Genomic DNA, 13,399 nt, shown 5'->3' with positions numbered 1-13,399 from the left:
GCCGCCTGCAGTCGGCCGGTGGCCCGGTCGACCGCGGCACCCGCCAGCTCGGCGGGCCGGGCCCGGCAGGCCGCGGCCCCGGCAGGCCGCGGCCCCGGCAGGCGGCAGCCCGTCCCGGTGACGCCGGTCCGCTGAACCGCGGGCCGCGGGCCGCGGGCCGCATGGTTGGACGGGTGCGTGGGGGAGGCCGTGACGGCGGTGGCCGTGGTGGGGGCGCTGCCCGGTGCCGGGCCGACCTCGTTCCGGAGCTCCCGTGGCCCGTGCGGCCGACCGGGCTTTCCCGCCCGGCTGGTGACGGTGCATCAGCGACTTGCCGGTAGCCCTTGACGCGGGGCGCCCGCCGGGACAGGGTATGGCCCGGTCCGGGTGCGGTCGGACGGCGCGACCTCCCCTCCCTCGGGGAGCCTCCACCAGCCAGCCGACTCCTCGGAGAGCCCTTCCGTGTCCAGACTCCTCCACCGCCTCGCCGCCTGCGCGGCCGCTGCGGCCCTGGCCGTCGCAGGACCCCTCGCCACCGGCGCGCACGCCGACACCCCGGCCACCGCCAACCTCGCCACCAACCCCGGCTTCGAGATCCCCCGACTGCCGCTGGACGACTGGGGTTCGATCCCCGGCTGGCAGTGCACGGCCGGCGAGGCCACCATCGGCGGCACGGCCCGCAGCGGCAGCTCCGCCCTCCTCGTCACCCCCGCGGCGGCGGACTCCACCGGGCGCTGCGAGCAGGTCCTCAGCGTCCGGCCCGGCACCACGTACACCGTCTCCGCCTGGGTGCGCGGCGCCTACGTCTTCCTCGGCGCCGAAGGCACCGGCCACGACGTCGCACCCGCCTGGACCCCGGACACCGGTGGCGACTGGCGCCCCCTCACCACCACGTTCACCACCGGCACCGCGGTGACCAGCGTCCGCCTCTACCTCCACGGCTGGTACGGCCAGGGCGCCTACGCCGCCGACGACGTCCGGGTGGACGGCCCCGCCCCGGCGCCCGCACGCGCCCTGTGGAACGTCCCGACCGGCGACCCCGTCCTCTTCGTCACCGTGGACGACGGCTGGCAGCGCACCCCCGAGGCGGCCGCCCTGATCGCCGCCAGGAAGCTCCCCGTCACCGCCTTCCCGCTGCCGATGCCGCTCGGCTTCGACCCCGACTGGTTCCGCGCCGTCACCGCCGCACCCGGCTCCTCGATCCAGGACCACAGCGTCTCCCACCGCGACCTCACCACCCTGGGCGCCGAGGAGCAGCAGGCGGAGATCTGCGGCGGCCGCGACGCCGCACTGCGGCGCACCGGCACCGCACCGACCGTCTTCCGCCCGCCCTACCTCGCCTGGAACGCCGACACCCTGCAGGCCGCCGCCAACTGCGGCATGACCACGGTGATGACCGCCACCGCCGACTTCAGCTGGGGCGCGTCGAACGTCTACCACGGCGGGCCGCTGCGCCCCGGCGACGTGGTGCTGCTGCACTTCACCGACACCCTCGCGAGCGACCTGGCGCGGGTGCTGGCCGCGGCCGACGAGGCCGGACTGCGGCCCGCGGGCCTCACCGAGTACCTCTCCTGCGGCGCGCAGCGGAGGGGAACGGCTGTGCCAGGAAGGCGGGTTCGGGGAGGGACTGAGCGATGGTCACCACGGTGTACGTGGCACTGGTCGGCCTGATCGGCCTGGCCGTCCTCGCCTTGATGGCCCCGGCGGCGGTGAACGAGGTACGGCTCGGGGTGGTCCGCCGCCGCGGTGTCCGTACATCCGCACGGTGCGTGGCGGTGCTTCCGCCGCGAACGCGCAAGGGCCGCACCCGCCACGTCCTGGAGTTCACCGGACCGGCCGGCGAGCAGGTCACCCGGGGCGACCTGCGGGTGCCGCCGGCCACCCTCGTCGGCGACGGGCTCACCCTTGCCCACCGGCCCGAACGGCCGGACGTGGTGGCGGTGGTGCCGCCCGGCCTCGGTCTGCGGACGGCGCTGCGCGCGGCCCGGACCGGGCTGCTGTACCTCCTCGTGGTGCTGCTGGTCGTCGCGGGGGCGATGGCCTTCGGGATCGAACTCGTCCGGACGGCCGTCTCGGGCGACATCGACCCGGACACGCTCCCCTGAACCCGGCCACCACCGCCGGTCGCGGCGGATCAGGGGCGCTGCCACCGGCGGCGGGGGTGCCCCTGCTCCGGGCCGGGAGCCGCGGCCCGCTCGGCCCGCTCCGCGGCAACGGCCCGCCGTGCGGCCGCGGCGGCCTGCGGGTCGTCGAACTCCCGTGACAGCACCTCGATCCGCCCGGTCGCGGGATCGTGCCGCACGGTGTCCAGCGCCATGCCGTCGAGCTGGGCGACCGTCTCCGCGTGGACGGTCGTGTCCAGGGGCAGGACCGCCAGCTTCGGGTCGTCCGCGGTGACGGTCACCTCCTCCGCGAGCAGGGTGTCCAGCAGCCGCCGCGGGGTCTGCGACGGCAGCCGCTCGTCCACCGCCACGTGCAGCATCAGCTGCTCGAACCCCGTGTCCACCCACCGCGCGTGGGACACCCACACCGAGCGCACGGTCGGGAACTCCCCGATCCGGCGCCGCAAAGCATCCCGCAGCGCCACCGCCACCGGATGGACGGACCGGGTCAGCCGCATCTCCTTGCCCTCCCCGCCCCGCCACCCGCGCTCGTGGAGCACCCGGGCCACCAGCCCGATCGGCAGGCCGGCGCGGCCCCGGTCGGAGTGCAGCACCAGCACGGGGACGCCCGTCCGCTCGGCGATGTCCCACAGTCGCAGCGCGTCGCAGTGGAACGCCGCCGCCGGCTCCGCCACCTGCTCGGCGAGGCACGCCGCACCGACGTAGCCCGGCAGGTACGGGACGTCGTCCTCGCTCCGCCGGAACAGGACCTTGCCGCTCTCCGCCACGGGCACGTACACCCCGTGGTCCGCCACGGCGGCGAGCAGCGCCTCCCACTCCGTACTGGCCGCGCCGCGGTCGAGGATGTCGGCAAGCACCGCGTTGATGTCCACGCGCACAGCGTACGGCAGCACCAACTCCCCTGTGACTGGCGGGAATCGGGAATCATGACAGGATTCCGGAGTGATCACCGGGACGAAGGGGACGCCGTGACCGGTCAGTGGAGCACCCACGGCATCGAGCTGCTGGCCGACCGGGTGGTCAAGCGGTTCCGCCCGTGCACCGACGGCGAACCCGAACGCGAGTGGCGCGCGCTCACCGTCCTCGGGCAGCACTGCCCCGACCTCGCCCCCGCACCGCTGCGGGCCGACCTCGCCGCGACCCCGCCGACCGTCGTCATGGCCCGCATCCCGGGTACGCCGCTCCGCGGCTCGGCAGTGACGGTCGATCAGGCGAACGCACTGGCGGCGGCGTTGGCGCAGATGTACGCCTCCGTCCCCGGCCCGGTCGCCGAACGGCTGCCGCCGCGCCTGTGGAACGAGCACCACGCCACCCGCGGCATCCGCACCCGGCACGAGCAGCTACGGCGTACGGCTCCGTCCCGGGCCGTCCGGCACGCGGTGGCCGAGGGCATGCGATGGCTTGACCTGGCCGGACGCCCGCCCGCGGGAGGCCCGGACCTCCCCGCCGTCCTCGGCCAGGCCGACGGCAACCTCGCCAACTTCCTGTGGGACGGCAGCAAGGTCCGCGTCGTCGACTTCGAGGACTCAGGCCGCAGCGACCGCGCCTACGAACTCGCCGAGGTGGTCGAACACGTCTCGGCCTGGGTCGACAGCGATCTCGACATCCCCCACTTCCTCGGCCTCTTCGACCTCGCCCCGGCCGAGTTGCGCCGACTGCACGAGTCCCGCCGCCTCTTCGCCCTGCTCTGGCTGCTCGTCCTCGCCCTCGAAGACCCCGCACGGGCGCGCAACCCCGCCGGCACCGCCGAACACCAGGCAGCACGCCTCCTCGCCCTGCTCGACTGAACCACCCCCGGCCACCCGAACACACAACCGGCGCTCACCGCCGGCCGGTGGAGTTCGACTTCGAGGCGGGCCGGTACGAGGCCGAGCCGGCCCGTGTCGCGGCGGATCCCCGGTGGCGGTCCGCCCGCTGAGCCGTCAGCCGGCCGTCCCGGCCCGGCCGTTGTCCGGGTCCGGCCGGTCGGTGGGGTCGTCGGAGGGGGGTGCGGGCTTGGTGTGGAGGACCGCGCGGGCCTGTTCGGCGGCGCGGACGATGCTCTCGCTGATGAAGTCGAGGAACCGGGCGATGTTCTCCAGCCGGGTGGCGGCGGGGGTGTTGGCGCCGAGGACGGCCGCGCCCTGGCGCGCGGTGGCGACGAGCCGGTCGTTGGCCCGGGCGCTGGCGATGGTCGCCTGGTAGAAGAGTTCGTCGTCGACGATGTAGCGGTCTCGGCGGCGTTCGTCGCGCTCCCGGCGGACGAGGCTCTGGCTCTCCAGGAACGCGATCGCCTTGGAGATGGACGCCGGGCTGACGTCGAGACGCTGGGCGAGCTGCGACGCGGTGAGGCTGCCCGAGTCGCTGGTGAACAGACCGGTCAGCACCCTGGCGCCCATCTTGGGCACGCCCGACGCCATGAGGACGGTGGTGAGCGTCTCCTCGTAGTCGGCGACGGCCTCGGCGTCACGGCCCTGCGGCTGGGGGAGCGGCGCCGATCCGCGGGGGGAGGCCGGCTTGCGCCGGTGGGCGCGGCGTTCGGTGGCGCGGTGGGCGAGGTCGGCGCGGTACCCGGTCGGGCCGCCGTTGCGCATCACCTCGCGGGTGATCGTCGAGGTCGGCCGGTCGAGGCGCCGGGCGATCTCCGCGTAGGGGAGGCTGTCGGCCAGCCCCAGTGCGATCTGCTGGCGTTCCTGCTGGGTGAGCCTGCCTCCCGGCATCGCGATCTCCTCGGTGCTGCTGCGTCGTGGACCTGACCGCGTCACTATAGCGTTCACTTCTCACCCATTGCAATGATCGTCGCCGTTCTCGTTGCGTTCCTTTCAGGCCGAGTGCAACGATTTCTTGGCTATGACGTGCAGTGATCGCAGCCCAGTGCAACGAATATGTTGCCGGCATATGGAAAGCAACGTAGCGTTTCCGTTGTCAGAAACAAGGAATGAGCACAGGAGAGCACGATGCAGACCTTCGACACCCCCGCCCCCGTCTCCGCCGTCCTGGACGTCCCCGCCGGCCGCGTCCAGCTCATCGCCGCGGACCGCACCGACACCGTCGTCGAGGTCCGGCCCGCCGACCCGTCCAAGAGCCGCGACGTCCGGGCCGCCGAACGGACCACCGTCGCCCACGCCGACGGCGTCCTGCGGATCCACGCCCCCGAGCCGCAGAACCGGCTCCTCGGCTCCTCGGGCGCGGTGGAGGTCACCGTGCAACTGCCCGTCGGCTCCCGGATCGAGGGCAGGTCCGCCGCCTCCGAGCTGCGCGGCGTCGGCCGCCTCGGCGACGTGGTCTTCGACGGCGCGTACCGCCGGATCAAGCTGGACGAGGCGGCGAGCGTCCGCCTCACCGCGGTCGACGGCGACGTCGAGGTCGGCCGGCTGGGCGGCCCCGCCGAGATCAGCACCACCCGGGGCAGCATCCGGATCACCGAGGCCGGTCGCGGCACCGTCGTGCTCAGCACGCAGTCCGGCGACATCTCGGTCGGTGTCGCCGCCGGCGTCTCGGCCGCCCTGGACGCCGGCACCGGCCACGGCCGGATCAGCAACGCCCTCAAGAACGACGGCAGCGCCGAACTCGACATCCGCGCCACCACCGCCCACGGCGACATCACCGCCCACAGCCTCTGAACGACCGGGAGCAGCACGGCCCGGCGCACCCGAACAGCACGCACGCCCGACACCAGCAGGGGGAACACCATGACGAAGAACAGCCCGTCCGCGACCGCTCCGAGCTGGACCGGCCTGGTGCCGGTCGACGACACGGCCCTGGCCGTCACCGACACCGGAGGCCCCGGCGTGCCGGTGGTCTACCTCAACGGCCAGTTCGCCACCCAGGGGTACTGGCGCCGCGTCGTCGCCGACCTGGGCGCGGGGTGGCGGCACCTCACCTACGACGAGCGGGCCCGCGGCCGGAAGTCGGGGCGCTCGGCGGACTACTCCTTCGAAGCCGCCGTCCGGGACGTCGACGCCGTGCTCGCCGCCCGGGGCGTGGACCGGGCGCTCGTGGTGGGCTGGTCCTACGGGGCGTTCGTCGGGGCGCACTGGGCGGCCCGCAACCCGGAGCGCGCCCTCGGAGCGGTCATGGTCGACGGCGCCTTCCCGTACGACTGGCTCGACGAGGCCATGGAGCAGCGGATCCGCAAGCAGTTCCGGCAGTGGAGCCGGTTCCTGCCGCTGCTGCGCCCGACCGGGCTGACCCCGCGGATGACGGCCGACCAGATGGCGGACTGCAACATCGAGCTCGGCCGGATCTCCCGCGAGCGCGAGCTCGGCCCGGTGCTGGACGGCATCACCGTCCCGGTGCGGTACGTGGTCGCCTCGGGCTCGTCCCTCGGCAGCCGTGGCGACGAGCAGGAGCGGATCCGCACCAGCCTCGACGGGGTGACCGCCCGCAACTCGAACATCGCGGTGAGCGCGAAGGTCGCCGCCAACCACGGCGCCCTCCTCAAGAAGGACTTCCGGGCCATCGCCGACGCCGTGCGGGAGGTCGCCGCCCTGGCCGACGCCGGGCGCTGAGCGTGGACGCGTCCGTCCGGGACCCCGCCGACGCGCCGGTCCCGGGCCGCGCGTTCAATGGCCCGGTGAACACCACCACTGTCGAGCTGGGACCCGTCACCGCGCCGTCGGGCGTCCTCGTCCTGGGGATGGCCGGCTGGATCGACCAATGGTCGGAGTCGGGTGCACCGCTGTCGGTCCGGGCCGCAGCCGCGGCAGCGGTCGGCGGCGGGCACCTGCGCGACGACGAAGCCGAGGCCGTCGCCGTTCCGGCCGCGGCGGACCGTCCGCTGCCCGTCCGGGCGGCGACCGCGCCCTCGCTCTTCGACGGGGAGCCGGTCGTCTCCGTCCTGGAGGTGGACCTCGGGCTGCCCTGGCCCGACGGGCACTCCGACGGGCCGGTGCCGCTGGGGGAGCTGCCCGTCGACCGGTGCGGCATGGTCGTGGGCGATGCGGTGGCCCTGGACTCCTTCGTCGGACTCGGGGGCGAGTCCGTCGACGGGCTCGCCGACCTGACCTACTGGGGCCGGGAGGTGGAGGCCGCCCTGGCCGAGTTCGGCGGCGAGCGGATCCAACGGCTCGGCGGCGACCTCGACGGCTGGCTCGACCTGCCCGAGGCCGAGGCGTGGCGGCTCGGCGAGCGACTCCACGACTGGGTGCGCAGCGGGCCCGGCATGGGCCTGGTGTGCTCCGTCCAGCGGCACACCCACTTCCACCTGATCGAGCGGGCCGGGCAGAACCACCCCCTGCTCGCGGGCACCCTCGACCTCGCCGGCAGCCGCATCCTCGGCCTCGGGTGGGACCCGGGCGACCACGCGGTGCGGCACAACGGCGAGCGGGCGTTCGGCTGCGTCCATCCCGTCGCCCTCCACCGCAGCGGGGACTCCACCGTCCTGCGCTGGACCATCCCGGCCGAGGAGGACGAGCCGGACGACGGCGCCCCGGACCGGCCCGGCGACGGGCAGACCGTCTGACGGCAGCGGGCGGGCTCCTTCACGCCCCTCACCCCGCAGGCTCCGGGTGACCTTCCGTGGTGGCGGCGACGCTGCTGACGGTCCAGCCCCTCGGCCGCGCGCACATGCAAAGACTTCGTTGCAAAGAAATGGTGGCAATCGCTAGGCTGCCGGACATGACGGAACATCAGCCTGCCGTTCAGTCCGCCGTTCAGCCCGCCGTGCGCAGCCTCGATGCCCGCTCCCTGCGCGGTCTGGCGCATCCGCTGCGGATGCGCCTGCTGGCCGCGCTGCGGCAGGGCGGCCCGGCGACGGCGACGAAGCTCGCCGCCCGGCTCGGCGAGTCGTCCGCCTCGGTCAGCTACCACCTGCGGCAGCTCGGCGCGCACGGCTTCATCGCCGAGGAGCCTGACCGGGGGACGGCCCGTGAACGCTGGTGGCGGGCCGAGCACCGCGGCCACCGGTTCGACCGGCTGGAGGACTTCCTGGAGAACCCGGACCCCGAGGTGCGCGGCGCCATGGACGTGTTCCTGAAGGAGGTGGCCGCCGTCCACGCGCGGGAGCTCGACGAGTGGCTCGCCGGCACCGGCGACTGGCCCGAGGAGTGGCGCCGCAGCTGGGACATGAGCGACTTCACCCTGCGCCTGACGCCCGAACTCGCGCGGGAACTCGCCGTCCGGGCACACGAACTCGTGCAGGGCTTCCGGGAGCGGGCCGCTGCCGACGAGGAGGGGGCCCTCCCCGTCCGCGTCCACCTGCACGCCTTCCCCCTGCCGAAGAGCTGACCCCTCGCGGCCTGGCCCCGGCAGCCTGGCCCCGGCGGCCTGATCCCCGAAGCCTGACGCCGGAAGACCTGATCCCCGACGACCGCCCGGAGGGCACGCCCATGACCGTCGCCGCCCGCTCCCGGGCCGACGAGGCCCGAGCCGCCCCGGACCGGCGGCCACTGGTCGCCCTGCTGACCGCGAACCTCGTCTCGATCACCGGCAACGCCCTCGCCGGCATCGGAGTGCCGTGGTTCGTCCTGCAGACCACCGGCAGCGCCTCCCGGGCGGGTCTGGTGGCCTTCTGCCAGATGCTGCCGCTGGCGCTGTCGGCGCTCGCCGGCGGACCGGTGATCGACCGGATCGGACGCCTGCGCGCGTCGGTGCTGTCGGACGTGGTGTGCGGTGCGGCCGTCGGGCTGATCCCGATCCTCCAGTGGGCCGGCGGCCTGCGGTTCTGGCAGCTGTGCGTGCTCATGGCGGTCAACGGGCTGTTCCAGGCGCCGGGCGAGACCGCGCGCCAGGTGCTCACACCCGATCTCGCCGGCCGTGCCGGCGTCCCGCTCGCCCGGGCCATGAGCCTGTACACCAGTGCGTCCGGAGGGGCCCGGCTGCTGGGAGCCTCGGCCGCCGGCGTGCTGATCGCCCTGTTCGGGGCCGGCCAGGTCCTGCTGTTGGACACGGTGACCTTCGCCGTCTCGGCGCTCCTGGTCGCCCTCGGCGTCCGGCACGTCTCCGCCGCCGCCCCCCGCCGGGACGGGCCGCCGGCGAGCCTGCGCAGGTACCGCGACGAACTGCGCGAGGGCCAGGCCTTCCTGGTCCGTCAGCGGCTGCTGCTCGCCATCACCCTGGTGCTGATGGTCACCAACGGACTGGACCAGGGATGGCGGTCGGTGCTGCTGCCCGTGCACGCCGCGCGCGACCTCGGCGGGTCGGTCGACCTCGGCCTGCTCGCCGGCCTCTTCGCGGCGGGAGCGCTCGGCGGTTCGCTGCTGCACGCGGTGGTGGGGGACCGGCTGCCCCGCCGGTCGCTGTACGCGTTCTGTCTCCTCGTCAGCGGAGCCCCGCGGATGCTGGTCGCGGCGTTCGCGCCCGGCCTGCTGCCCCTGGGCGTCACCCTGGCCGTCGCCGGTGTCGCCGCCGGGATCCTCAACCCGATCGTCTCGACCGTGCTGTACGAACTCGTGCCCGACCCGCTGCGCAGCCGGGTCACCGGCGTCCTGGCGGCGGGCGTGCTGCTGGCGACCCCGGTCGGCGGTCTCGCCTGCGGCTACCTGGTGGACCGGGCCGGGCTGACGACCGCCCTCGTGCTGCTCGGCGGGGCGTACCTGCTGATCACGCTCTGCCCGCCGGCCTTCCCCGCCTGGCGCCGGATGGACAGCACGGGCGACGCCGGGGCCCGTCCGTAGGCGCCGGAACGGCCGCGTGGCCGGACGCGTGGCCGGACGCGTTCCGGGCCGGGCGGCACAGGCGGCACAGGGCGGCCGGAGCGGTCACATGGGCCGGAAGCATGCCCGGCGGCCGGGAGGGGACGGCGGCTGAGGCCGCCCGATGCGGCCTCACCCGAGGACGACGAGTCCGGCGAGCGCCAGGACCAGGGAGATCAGGCTGATGATCCGCTGCAGCCTGTTCCAGGATCCCCAGCCCTGGTAGCCGATCGGCGTCATGGACTGGACCCAGGCGAGCCCCGAGAGGCCCGCCAGCAGCAGGGCCAGTCCGGCGATCAGCTGCACGAGCACGTTCCCCACCCCCGACTGCCGCCGGCGCCCGCCCGCGGCGCCGTCGATCGTCCCACGGGTGCGGGCCGCCAGGCGCGGTGATTTCGGGCGCGAGGGTGAAGCTCCGTCAGACGGGAGGGGAGGGGGACGGTGGTCGGGTCTCCGGCGGGACCGCCGGCCGGGCTGCTGTGACGTCACCGTCAACGGAGCCCGGCGCGGCGGGCGCCTGGTGGTGCGTGCCGCCCGAGAGGCCGGCGGTACACGCGGAGTTCAGCCGCAGCGCCGTCCGGCCGAGGAGCCGGAGCTCCGGATGGTGCCACCACCGGTCGTCGCTGTTCGGGCGGTCTCCGCCGTCAGGGGTTGATCCTGGTGACGGTCATCTCGATCGGCCAGCCGTTGCTGCCGCAGCTCAGCACCGAGGCCTGCTCCATGCCGCGCGAGCGCTTGCCCTCCGAACCGATGTAGGGGCCGTTGACCCGGCCGGGGCCGGCGCACTTGGCCTTGACGTACCAGGTGCCGCTGCCCCGGCTGCACCAGCCGACGGCGTTGTGCTCGTTCTCGTGGGCGACGTAGGCGGTGCAGCCGCTCGGGCCGCCGGGAGCGGCCGAGGCCACGGGGGCGGCGAGGAGGGTGGCGCCGACGGCCACCGCACCGGCGATCGAAGCGGCGAGACGGCTGATCTTGTGCGGACGGTTCATCAAAGTCCTTGAGAAGAAAGGGAAGTGATCGGTGTGCGAATGCACATGGACAAGCCTGGCAACTGTCCGGTCCGCCTCACCTCGTACTCCGGGACGAGTCTGCCCCCGCCGTCCGACCGGATCCCTACCCGCCGGTAGGGGGGTGTGGCGGCACCGCCGGGCACAGGGACGTGTGTGGCCGAACGGATGCCGGGCGTCGTCCGGCGGGAGGCGCGCCCGACCCCGGTCGGCCCGGTCGGGGGACCGTGCGGGCTGCGGCGGAGCGCGGCCGGGGCCGACGGAGGCAGTACCCTCTCCGCGTGAACGATGCCCAGCTCGCCGCCCTGCTGACCGGATGCGCCGAGGCCCCCTACCCCGGCACCTGGCAGGACGCCCCCTTCGCGGAGCGGACGGTCGAGGGAGTGCGGTACGCCCTGGTCGCGGTCGACCCCGGGGTGAGCGCGCTCGGCATGCGGCGCGAGGACGGCTCGCTGTGGCTGCTTCCCGAGCGGAGCACCCCGCGGCTGGTGAACACCCGCGCGGAGACCTTCGCCGCCTTCACCCGCCTCTACGAGGAGGCGGCGGCCGAGGCCGATGCGTTCGAGGACGACTCCGACGAGGACGACTCCGACGAGGCCGTGGACCGCGCCACGGCGGCCGGCGACGCGCTCACCGACGCCCTGCTGGCGAAGTTCGCGGCCCTCGACCCGGCGGCCGTCGCCGACGAGAACTCCTTCTGGCACATCGCCGCCGAGGAACTGGGCTACGGCATCGGCTGACGCCGCTGCGGCCCGGCCCGTATTCGGTTGCACACCGGTGTCCGGCCGGGTCAAGGTGGCCCGACACCCCGACGGAAGCAGCAGAGATGACCGCCCCGACCACCCACGTCGACCACGAACTCGTCGAGGCCGCGACCCACGTCGCCCGCACGCGCTGCCGGGGCGACAACCACACCGTGGCAGCCGCGGCCCGCGCCCGGGACGGACGCATCGTCACCTCCGTGAACGCCTATCACTTCACGGGCGGCCCCTGCGCCGAACTCGTCCTCATCGGCGCGGCAGCCGCCCAGGGCGCCTACGAGCTGGAGACGATCGTCGCCGTGGGCGACCGCGACCGGGGAGTGCTGCCGCCCTGCGGCCGGTGCCGCCAGGTCCTGCTCGACTACTTCCCCGGCATCGAGGTCGTCGTCGGCACGGGCGACCGGATGCGGGCCGTTCCCGTCCACGACCTGCTGCCCGAGACCTACGTGTGGGCCGACCACCAGCTCGACGGCGGGTGAGCCACGCTCGACGCCGGGCGGGTCACGGCCCGGGGGCCCCGGTGAGGCAGGCCGGGAAGTCCGGGTGCGAGGACCAGGCGGCGAGACCCTCGACCACCACCGCCCAGGCGCGGGCGGCCTCGCCGGCCTCACCCCGGTCCAGGGCCTCCTCCGTCAGGGCGAGGTGCTCGTCGACCGCCCGGGACCACGTCTCGAACGCCGCGGCGACATCACCGCTCCGGCCCCACGGCCCCGCCGGGCCGGGCCGCTGACGCCGGGCCGTGACGAACGCCCGCGCGGCGGCCAGCTGTTCGGCGGTCGGAAGGCTCTCGCTCGTGCTCATGCCCGATCCTCGGTGGCGGCACCGCCCGCCCCACCCGCTGCGGGCCTCCGGCGGAACGGCACCGTGATCTTCGGCTGCCCAACCTACCCCCGCAGCGGGGCGACAGCTGCCATCCCCGGCCGCTCCGCGCGGCGCCGCCGAGGCCCGCAGGGCCGACCGGTCAGGGCAGCGGCTCGCCGCGAGCCGCCAGCCACAGGGCGTACCACTCCTCGTGGCCGAGCTCCGGCTCGCGGACGGCGGCATCCCGGCAGGCCCGGATGCGGTCCGGGTTCGCGGAGCCGACGACCGGGGCGATCCGCGCCGGATGCCGCTGCAACCACCACAGCACCACCGTCTCCGGCGTGGTGCCCTTCGCCTCCGCGAGTTCGGCGACCAGCCGCGCCGTCCGCCGTTCCTGCTCCGACTGCTGACGGCCCGTGAAGCGGCCCTGTGCGAGGGCGCCCCAGGCCTGCAACCGGACGCCGTTGCGGCGGCAGTACTCGACCGTCCCGAACGGGAACCCGTTGCCGGCGGCCGCGGGCGTGTTGACCAGCACCCCGGCCTCCAGCCAGTCCCGCTGCGCCAGGCTCATCTCCAGCTGGTTCGCCACCAGGGGCACGTCCAGGTACGCCTGAAGATCCTCGATCTGCGCGGCGCCCGTGTTGGAGACGCCGAAGGCCCGGACGAGGCCCTGCCGATGCAGTGACATCAGTGCCTCGGCGACGTCCGCGGGATCGGCCAGCGGGTCCGGCCGGTGCAGCAGCAGGACGTCGATCACATCGGTGCGCAGCCGGGTCAGGCTCTCCTCGACCCGCCGCACGATGCTGCTGCCGCGCAGGTCGTAGATGCCGGGCCGGTCGCCCTCGGCGAGGCGGATCCCGCACTTGGTCTGCACGGTGATCCGCTCCCGCAGACCGGGCGCCCGGGAGAGCACCTCGCCGAAGACCGCCTCCGCCTTGCCGCGCCGGTAGATGTCCGCGTGGTCGAACACCGTGATGCCCGCGTCCAGCGCCGCCCCGACCGCCGCCTCCGCTGCGGCGATGTCCGCCGGGCCGTAGCCCTCGGAGTCCCAGTCACCGCCCAGGCCCATGCAGCCGTACAGCAGGCGTTCCCCGTCGGGGCGCGTCGTCGTCATA

The 13,399-nt window shown here is 74.7% G+C and carries 16 protein-coding genes; 10 read left to right on the top strand and 6 right to left on the bottom strand.

What is annotated here, in order from left to right; all coding sequences use genetic code 11:
- Positions 1–441: 441 nt before the first annotated feature.
- Together ABD353_RS24325 and ABD353_RS24320 are read left to right on the top strand one after the other, a co-directional pair.
- The gene (locus ABD353_RS24325) at positions 442–1,650 is read left to right on the top strand and encodes a polysaccharide deacetylase family protein (protein ID WP_344625786.1); all 1,209 of its coding nucleotides are present in this window, start codon (positions 442–444) and stop codon (positions 1,648–1,650) included.
- Entirely contained in the window at positions 1,614–2,084 is a 471-nt protein-coding gene (locus tag ABD353_RS24320) for a DUF3592 domain-containing protein (RefSeq protein ID WP_344625785.1), read from the top strand. Before ABD353_RS24325 ends, ABD353_RS24320 begins: the two co-directional genes overlap by 37 nt.
- 29 nt (positions 2,085–2,113) lie before the next feature.
- On the opposite strand, the gene ABD353_RS24315 is transcribed toward ABD353_RS24320, so the two are convergent.
- Positions 2,114–2,974: a hypothetical protein gene (locus ABD353_RS24315; RefSeq protein ID WP_344625784.1), complete on the bottom strand. Its 861-nt coding sequence runs from the start codon at positions 2,972–2,974 to the stop codon at positions 2,114–2,116.
- A gap of 96 nt (positions 2,975–3,070) precedes the next feature.
- Between ABD353_RS24315 and ABD353_RS24310 the strand changes: the two genes are divergently transcribed.
- Complete coding sequence (locus tag ABD353_RS24310; protein WP_344625783.1) at positions 3,071–3,889, top strand: phosphotransferase; 819 nt, start codon at positions 3,071–3,073, stop codon at positions 3,887–3,889.
- A gap of 135 nt (positions 3,890–4,024) precedes the next feature.
- On the opposite strand, the gene ABD353_RS40515 is transcribed toward ABD353_RS24310, so the two are convergent.
- On the bottom strand, positions 4,025–4,801 hold the full coding sequence (locus ABD353_RS40515) for a helix-turn-helix domain-containing protein (protein ID WP_425555235.1): 777 nt from the start codon (positions 4,799–4,801) through the stop codon (positions 4,025–4,027).
- Between the two features lie 237 nt (positions 4,802–5,038).
- Here ABD353_RS40515 and ABD353_RS24295 point away from each other — a divergent pair, with 237 nt between their 5' ends.
- The 5 genes from ABD353_RS24295 to ABD353_RS24275 all read left to right on the top strand — a co-directional run bounded on the left by ABD353_RS24295 (position 5,039) and on the right by ABD353_RS24275 (position 9,697).
- Positions 5,039–5,704, top strand: a complete 666-nt coding sequence (locus ABD353_RS24295; protein ID WP_344625782.1) for a DUF4097 family beta strand repeat-containing protein — start codon at positions 5,039–5,041, stop codon at positions 5,702–5,704.
- 69 nt (positions 5,705–5,773) lie between these two features.
- The gene (locus ABD353_RS24290; protein WP_344625781.1) at positions 5,774–6,592 is read left to right on the top strand and encodes an alpha/beta fold hydrolase; all 819 of its coding nucleotides are present in this window, start codon (positions 5,774–5,776) and stop codon (positions 6,590–6,592) included.
- Positions 6,593–6,657: 65 nt separating this feature from the next.
- Positions 6,658–7,545, top strand: a complete 888-nt coding sequence (locus ABD353_RS24285; protein WP_344625780.1) for a hypothetical protein — start codon at positions 6,658–6,660, stop codon at positions 7,543–7,545.
- 155 nt (positions 7,546–7,700) lie between these two features.
- Positions 7,701–8,309, top strand: coding sequence for a helix-turn-helix domain-containing protein (locus tag ABD353_RS24280; RefSeq protein ID WP_344625779.1), 609 nt, complete (start codon positions 7,701–7,703; stop codon positions 8,307–8,309).
- Positions 8,310–8,410: 101 nt separating this feature from the next.
- On the top strand, positions 8,411–9,697 hold the full coding sequence (locus tag ABD353_RS24275; protein WP_344625778.1) for an MFS transporter: 1,287 nt from the start codon (positions 8,411–8,413) through the stop codon (positions 9,695–9,697).
- A 150-nt stretch (positions 9,698–9,847) separates the two neighbouring features.
- On the opposite strand, the gene ABD353_RS24270 is transcribed toward ABD353_RS24275, so the two are convergent.
- Both ABD353_RS24270 and ABD353_RS24265 read right to left on the bottom strand, forming a co-directional pair.
- Positions 9,848–10,027: a hypothetical protein gene (locus tag ABD353_RS24270; protein WP_344625777.1), complete on the bottom strand. Its 180-nt coding sequence runs from the start codon at positions 10,025–10,027 to the stop codon at positions 9,848–9,850.
- Positions 10,028–10,359: 332 nt separating this feature from the next.
- Complete coding sequence (locus ABD353_RS24265) at positions 10,360–10,704, bottom strand: hypothetical protein (RefSeq protein WP_344625776.1); 345 nt, start codon at positions 10,702–10,704, stop codon at positions 10,360–10,362.
- Between the two features lie 299 nt (positions 10,705–11,003).
- Here ABD353_RS24265 and ABD353_RS24260 point away from each other — a divergent pair, with 299 nt between their 5' ends.
- Complete coding sequence (locus ABD353_RS24260) at positions 11,004–11,462, top strand: SUKH-4 family immunity protein (RefSeq protein ID WP_344625775.1); 459 nt, start codon at positions 11,004–11,006, stop codon at positions 11,460–11,462.
- 86 nt (positions 11,463–11,548) lie between these two features.
- Entirely contained in the window at positions 11,549–11,962 is a 414-nt protein-coding gene (locus ABD353_RS24255) for a cytidine deaminase family protein (protein ID WP_344625774.1), read from the top strand.
- 22 nt (positions 11,963–11,984) lie between these two features.
- On the opposite strand, the gene ABD353_RS24250 is transcribed toward ABD353_RS24255, so the two are convergent.
- Both ABD353_RS24250 and ABD353_RS24245 read right to left on the bottom strand, forming a co-directional pair.
- Positions 11,985–12,284, bottom strand: coding sequence for a hypothetical protein (locus ABD353_RS24250; protein WP_344625773.1), 300 nt, complete (start codon positions 12,282–12,284; stop codon positions 11,985–11,987).
- Between the two features lie 160 nt (positions 12,285–12,444).
- Positions 12,445–13,398 (bottom strand): aldo/keto reductase, encoded by a 954-nt coding sequence (locus tag ABD353_RS24245; RefSeq protein WP_344625772.1) that lies wholly within the window; start codon positions 13,396–13,398, stop codon positions 12,445–12,447.
- Position 13,399 lies beyond the last annotated feature (1 nt).

The organism is Kitasatospora arboriphila (genome assembly GCF_039528095.1).
In the GTDB taxonomy this organism is placed as follows: domain Bacteria; phylum Actinomycetota; class Actinomycetes; order Streptomycetales; family Streptomycetaceae; genus Kitasatospora; species Kitasatospora arboriphila.
The sequence above is the reverse complement of the archived record's forward strand: the minus strand, read 5'-3'. Positions and strand labels throughout refer to the sequence as shown.

What these genes read in the sequence shown, in the direction of transcription:
- ABD353_RS24255 (WP_344625774.1), top strand. Translation starts at nt 11,549, where the DNA reads ATGACCGCCCCGACCACCCACGTCGACCACGAACTCGTCGAGGCCGCG.
- ABD353_RS24290 (WP_344625781.1), top strand. Translation starts at nt 5,774, where the DNA reads ATGACGAAGAACAGCCCGTCCGCGACCGCTCCGAGCTGGACCGGCCTG.
- ABD353_RS24275 (WP_344625778.1), top strand. Translation starts at nt 8,411, where the DNA reads ATGACCGTCGCCGCCCGCTCCCGGGCCGACGAGGCCCGAGCCGCCCCG.
- ABD353_RS24320 (WP_344625785.1), top strand. Translation starts at nt 1,614, where the DNA reads ATGGTCACCACGGTGTACGTGGCACTGGTCGGCCTGATCGGCCTGGCC.
- ABD353_RS24295 (WP_344625782.1), top strand. Translation starts at nt 5,039, where the DNA reads ATGCAGACCTTCGACACCCCCGCCCCCGTCTCCGCCGTCCTGGACGTC.
- ABD353_RS40515 (WP_425555235.1), bottom strand. Translation starts at nt 4,801, where the DNA reads ATGCCGGGAGGCAGGCTCACCCAGCAGGAACGCCAGCAGATCGCACTG.
- ABD353_RS24250 (WP_344625773.1), bottom strand. Translation starts at nt 12,284, where the DNA reads ATGAGCACGAGCGAGAGCCTTCCGACCGCCGAACAGCTGGCCGCCGCG.
- ABD353_RS24245 (WP_344625772.1), bottom strand. Translation starts at nt 13,398, where the DNA reads ATGACGACGACGCGCCCCGACGGGGAACGCCTGCTGTACGGCTGCATG.
- ABD353_RS24265 (WP_344625776.1), bottom strand. Translation starts at nt 10,704, where the DNA reads ATGAACCGTCCGCACAAGATCAGCCGTCTCGCCGCTTCGATCGCCGGT.
- ABD353_RS24280 (WP_344625779.1), top strand. Translation starts at nt 7,701, where the DNA reads ATGACGGAACATCAGCCTGCCGTTCAGTCCGCCGTTCAGCCCGCCGTG.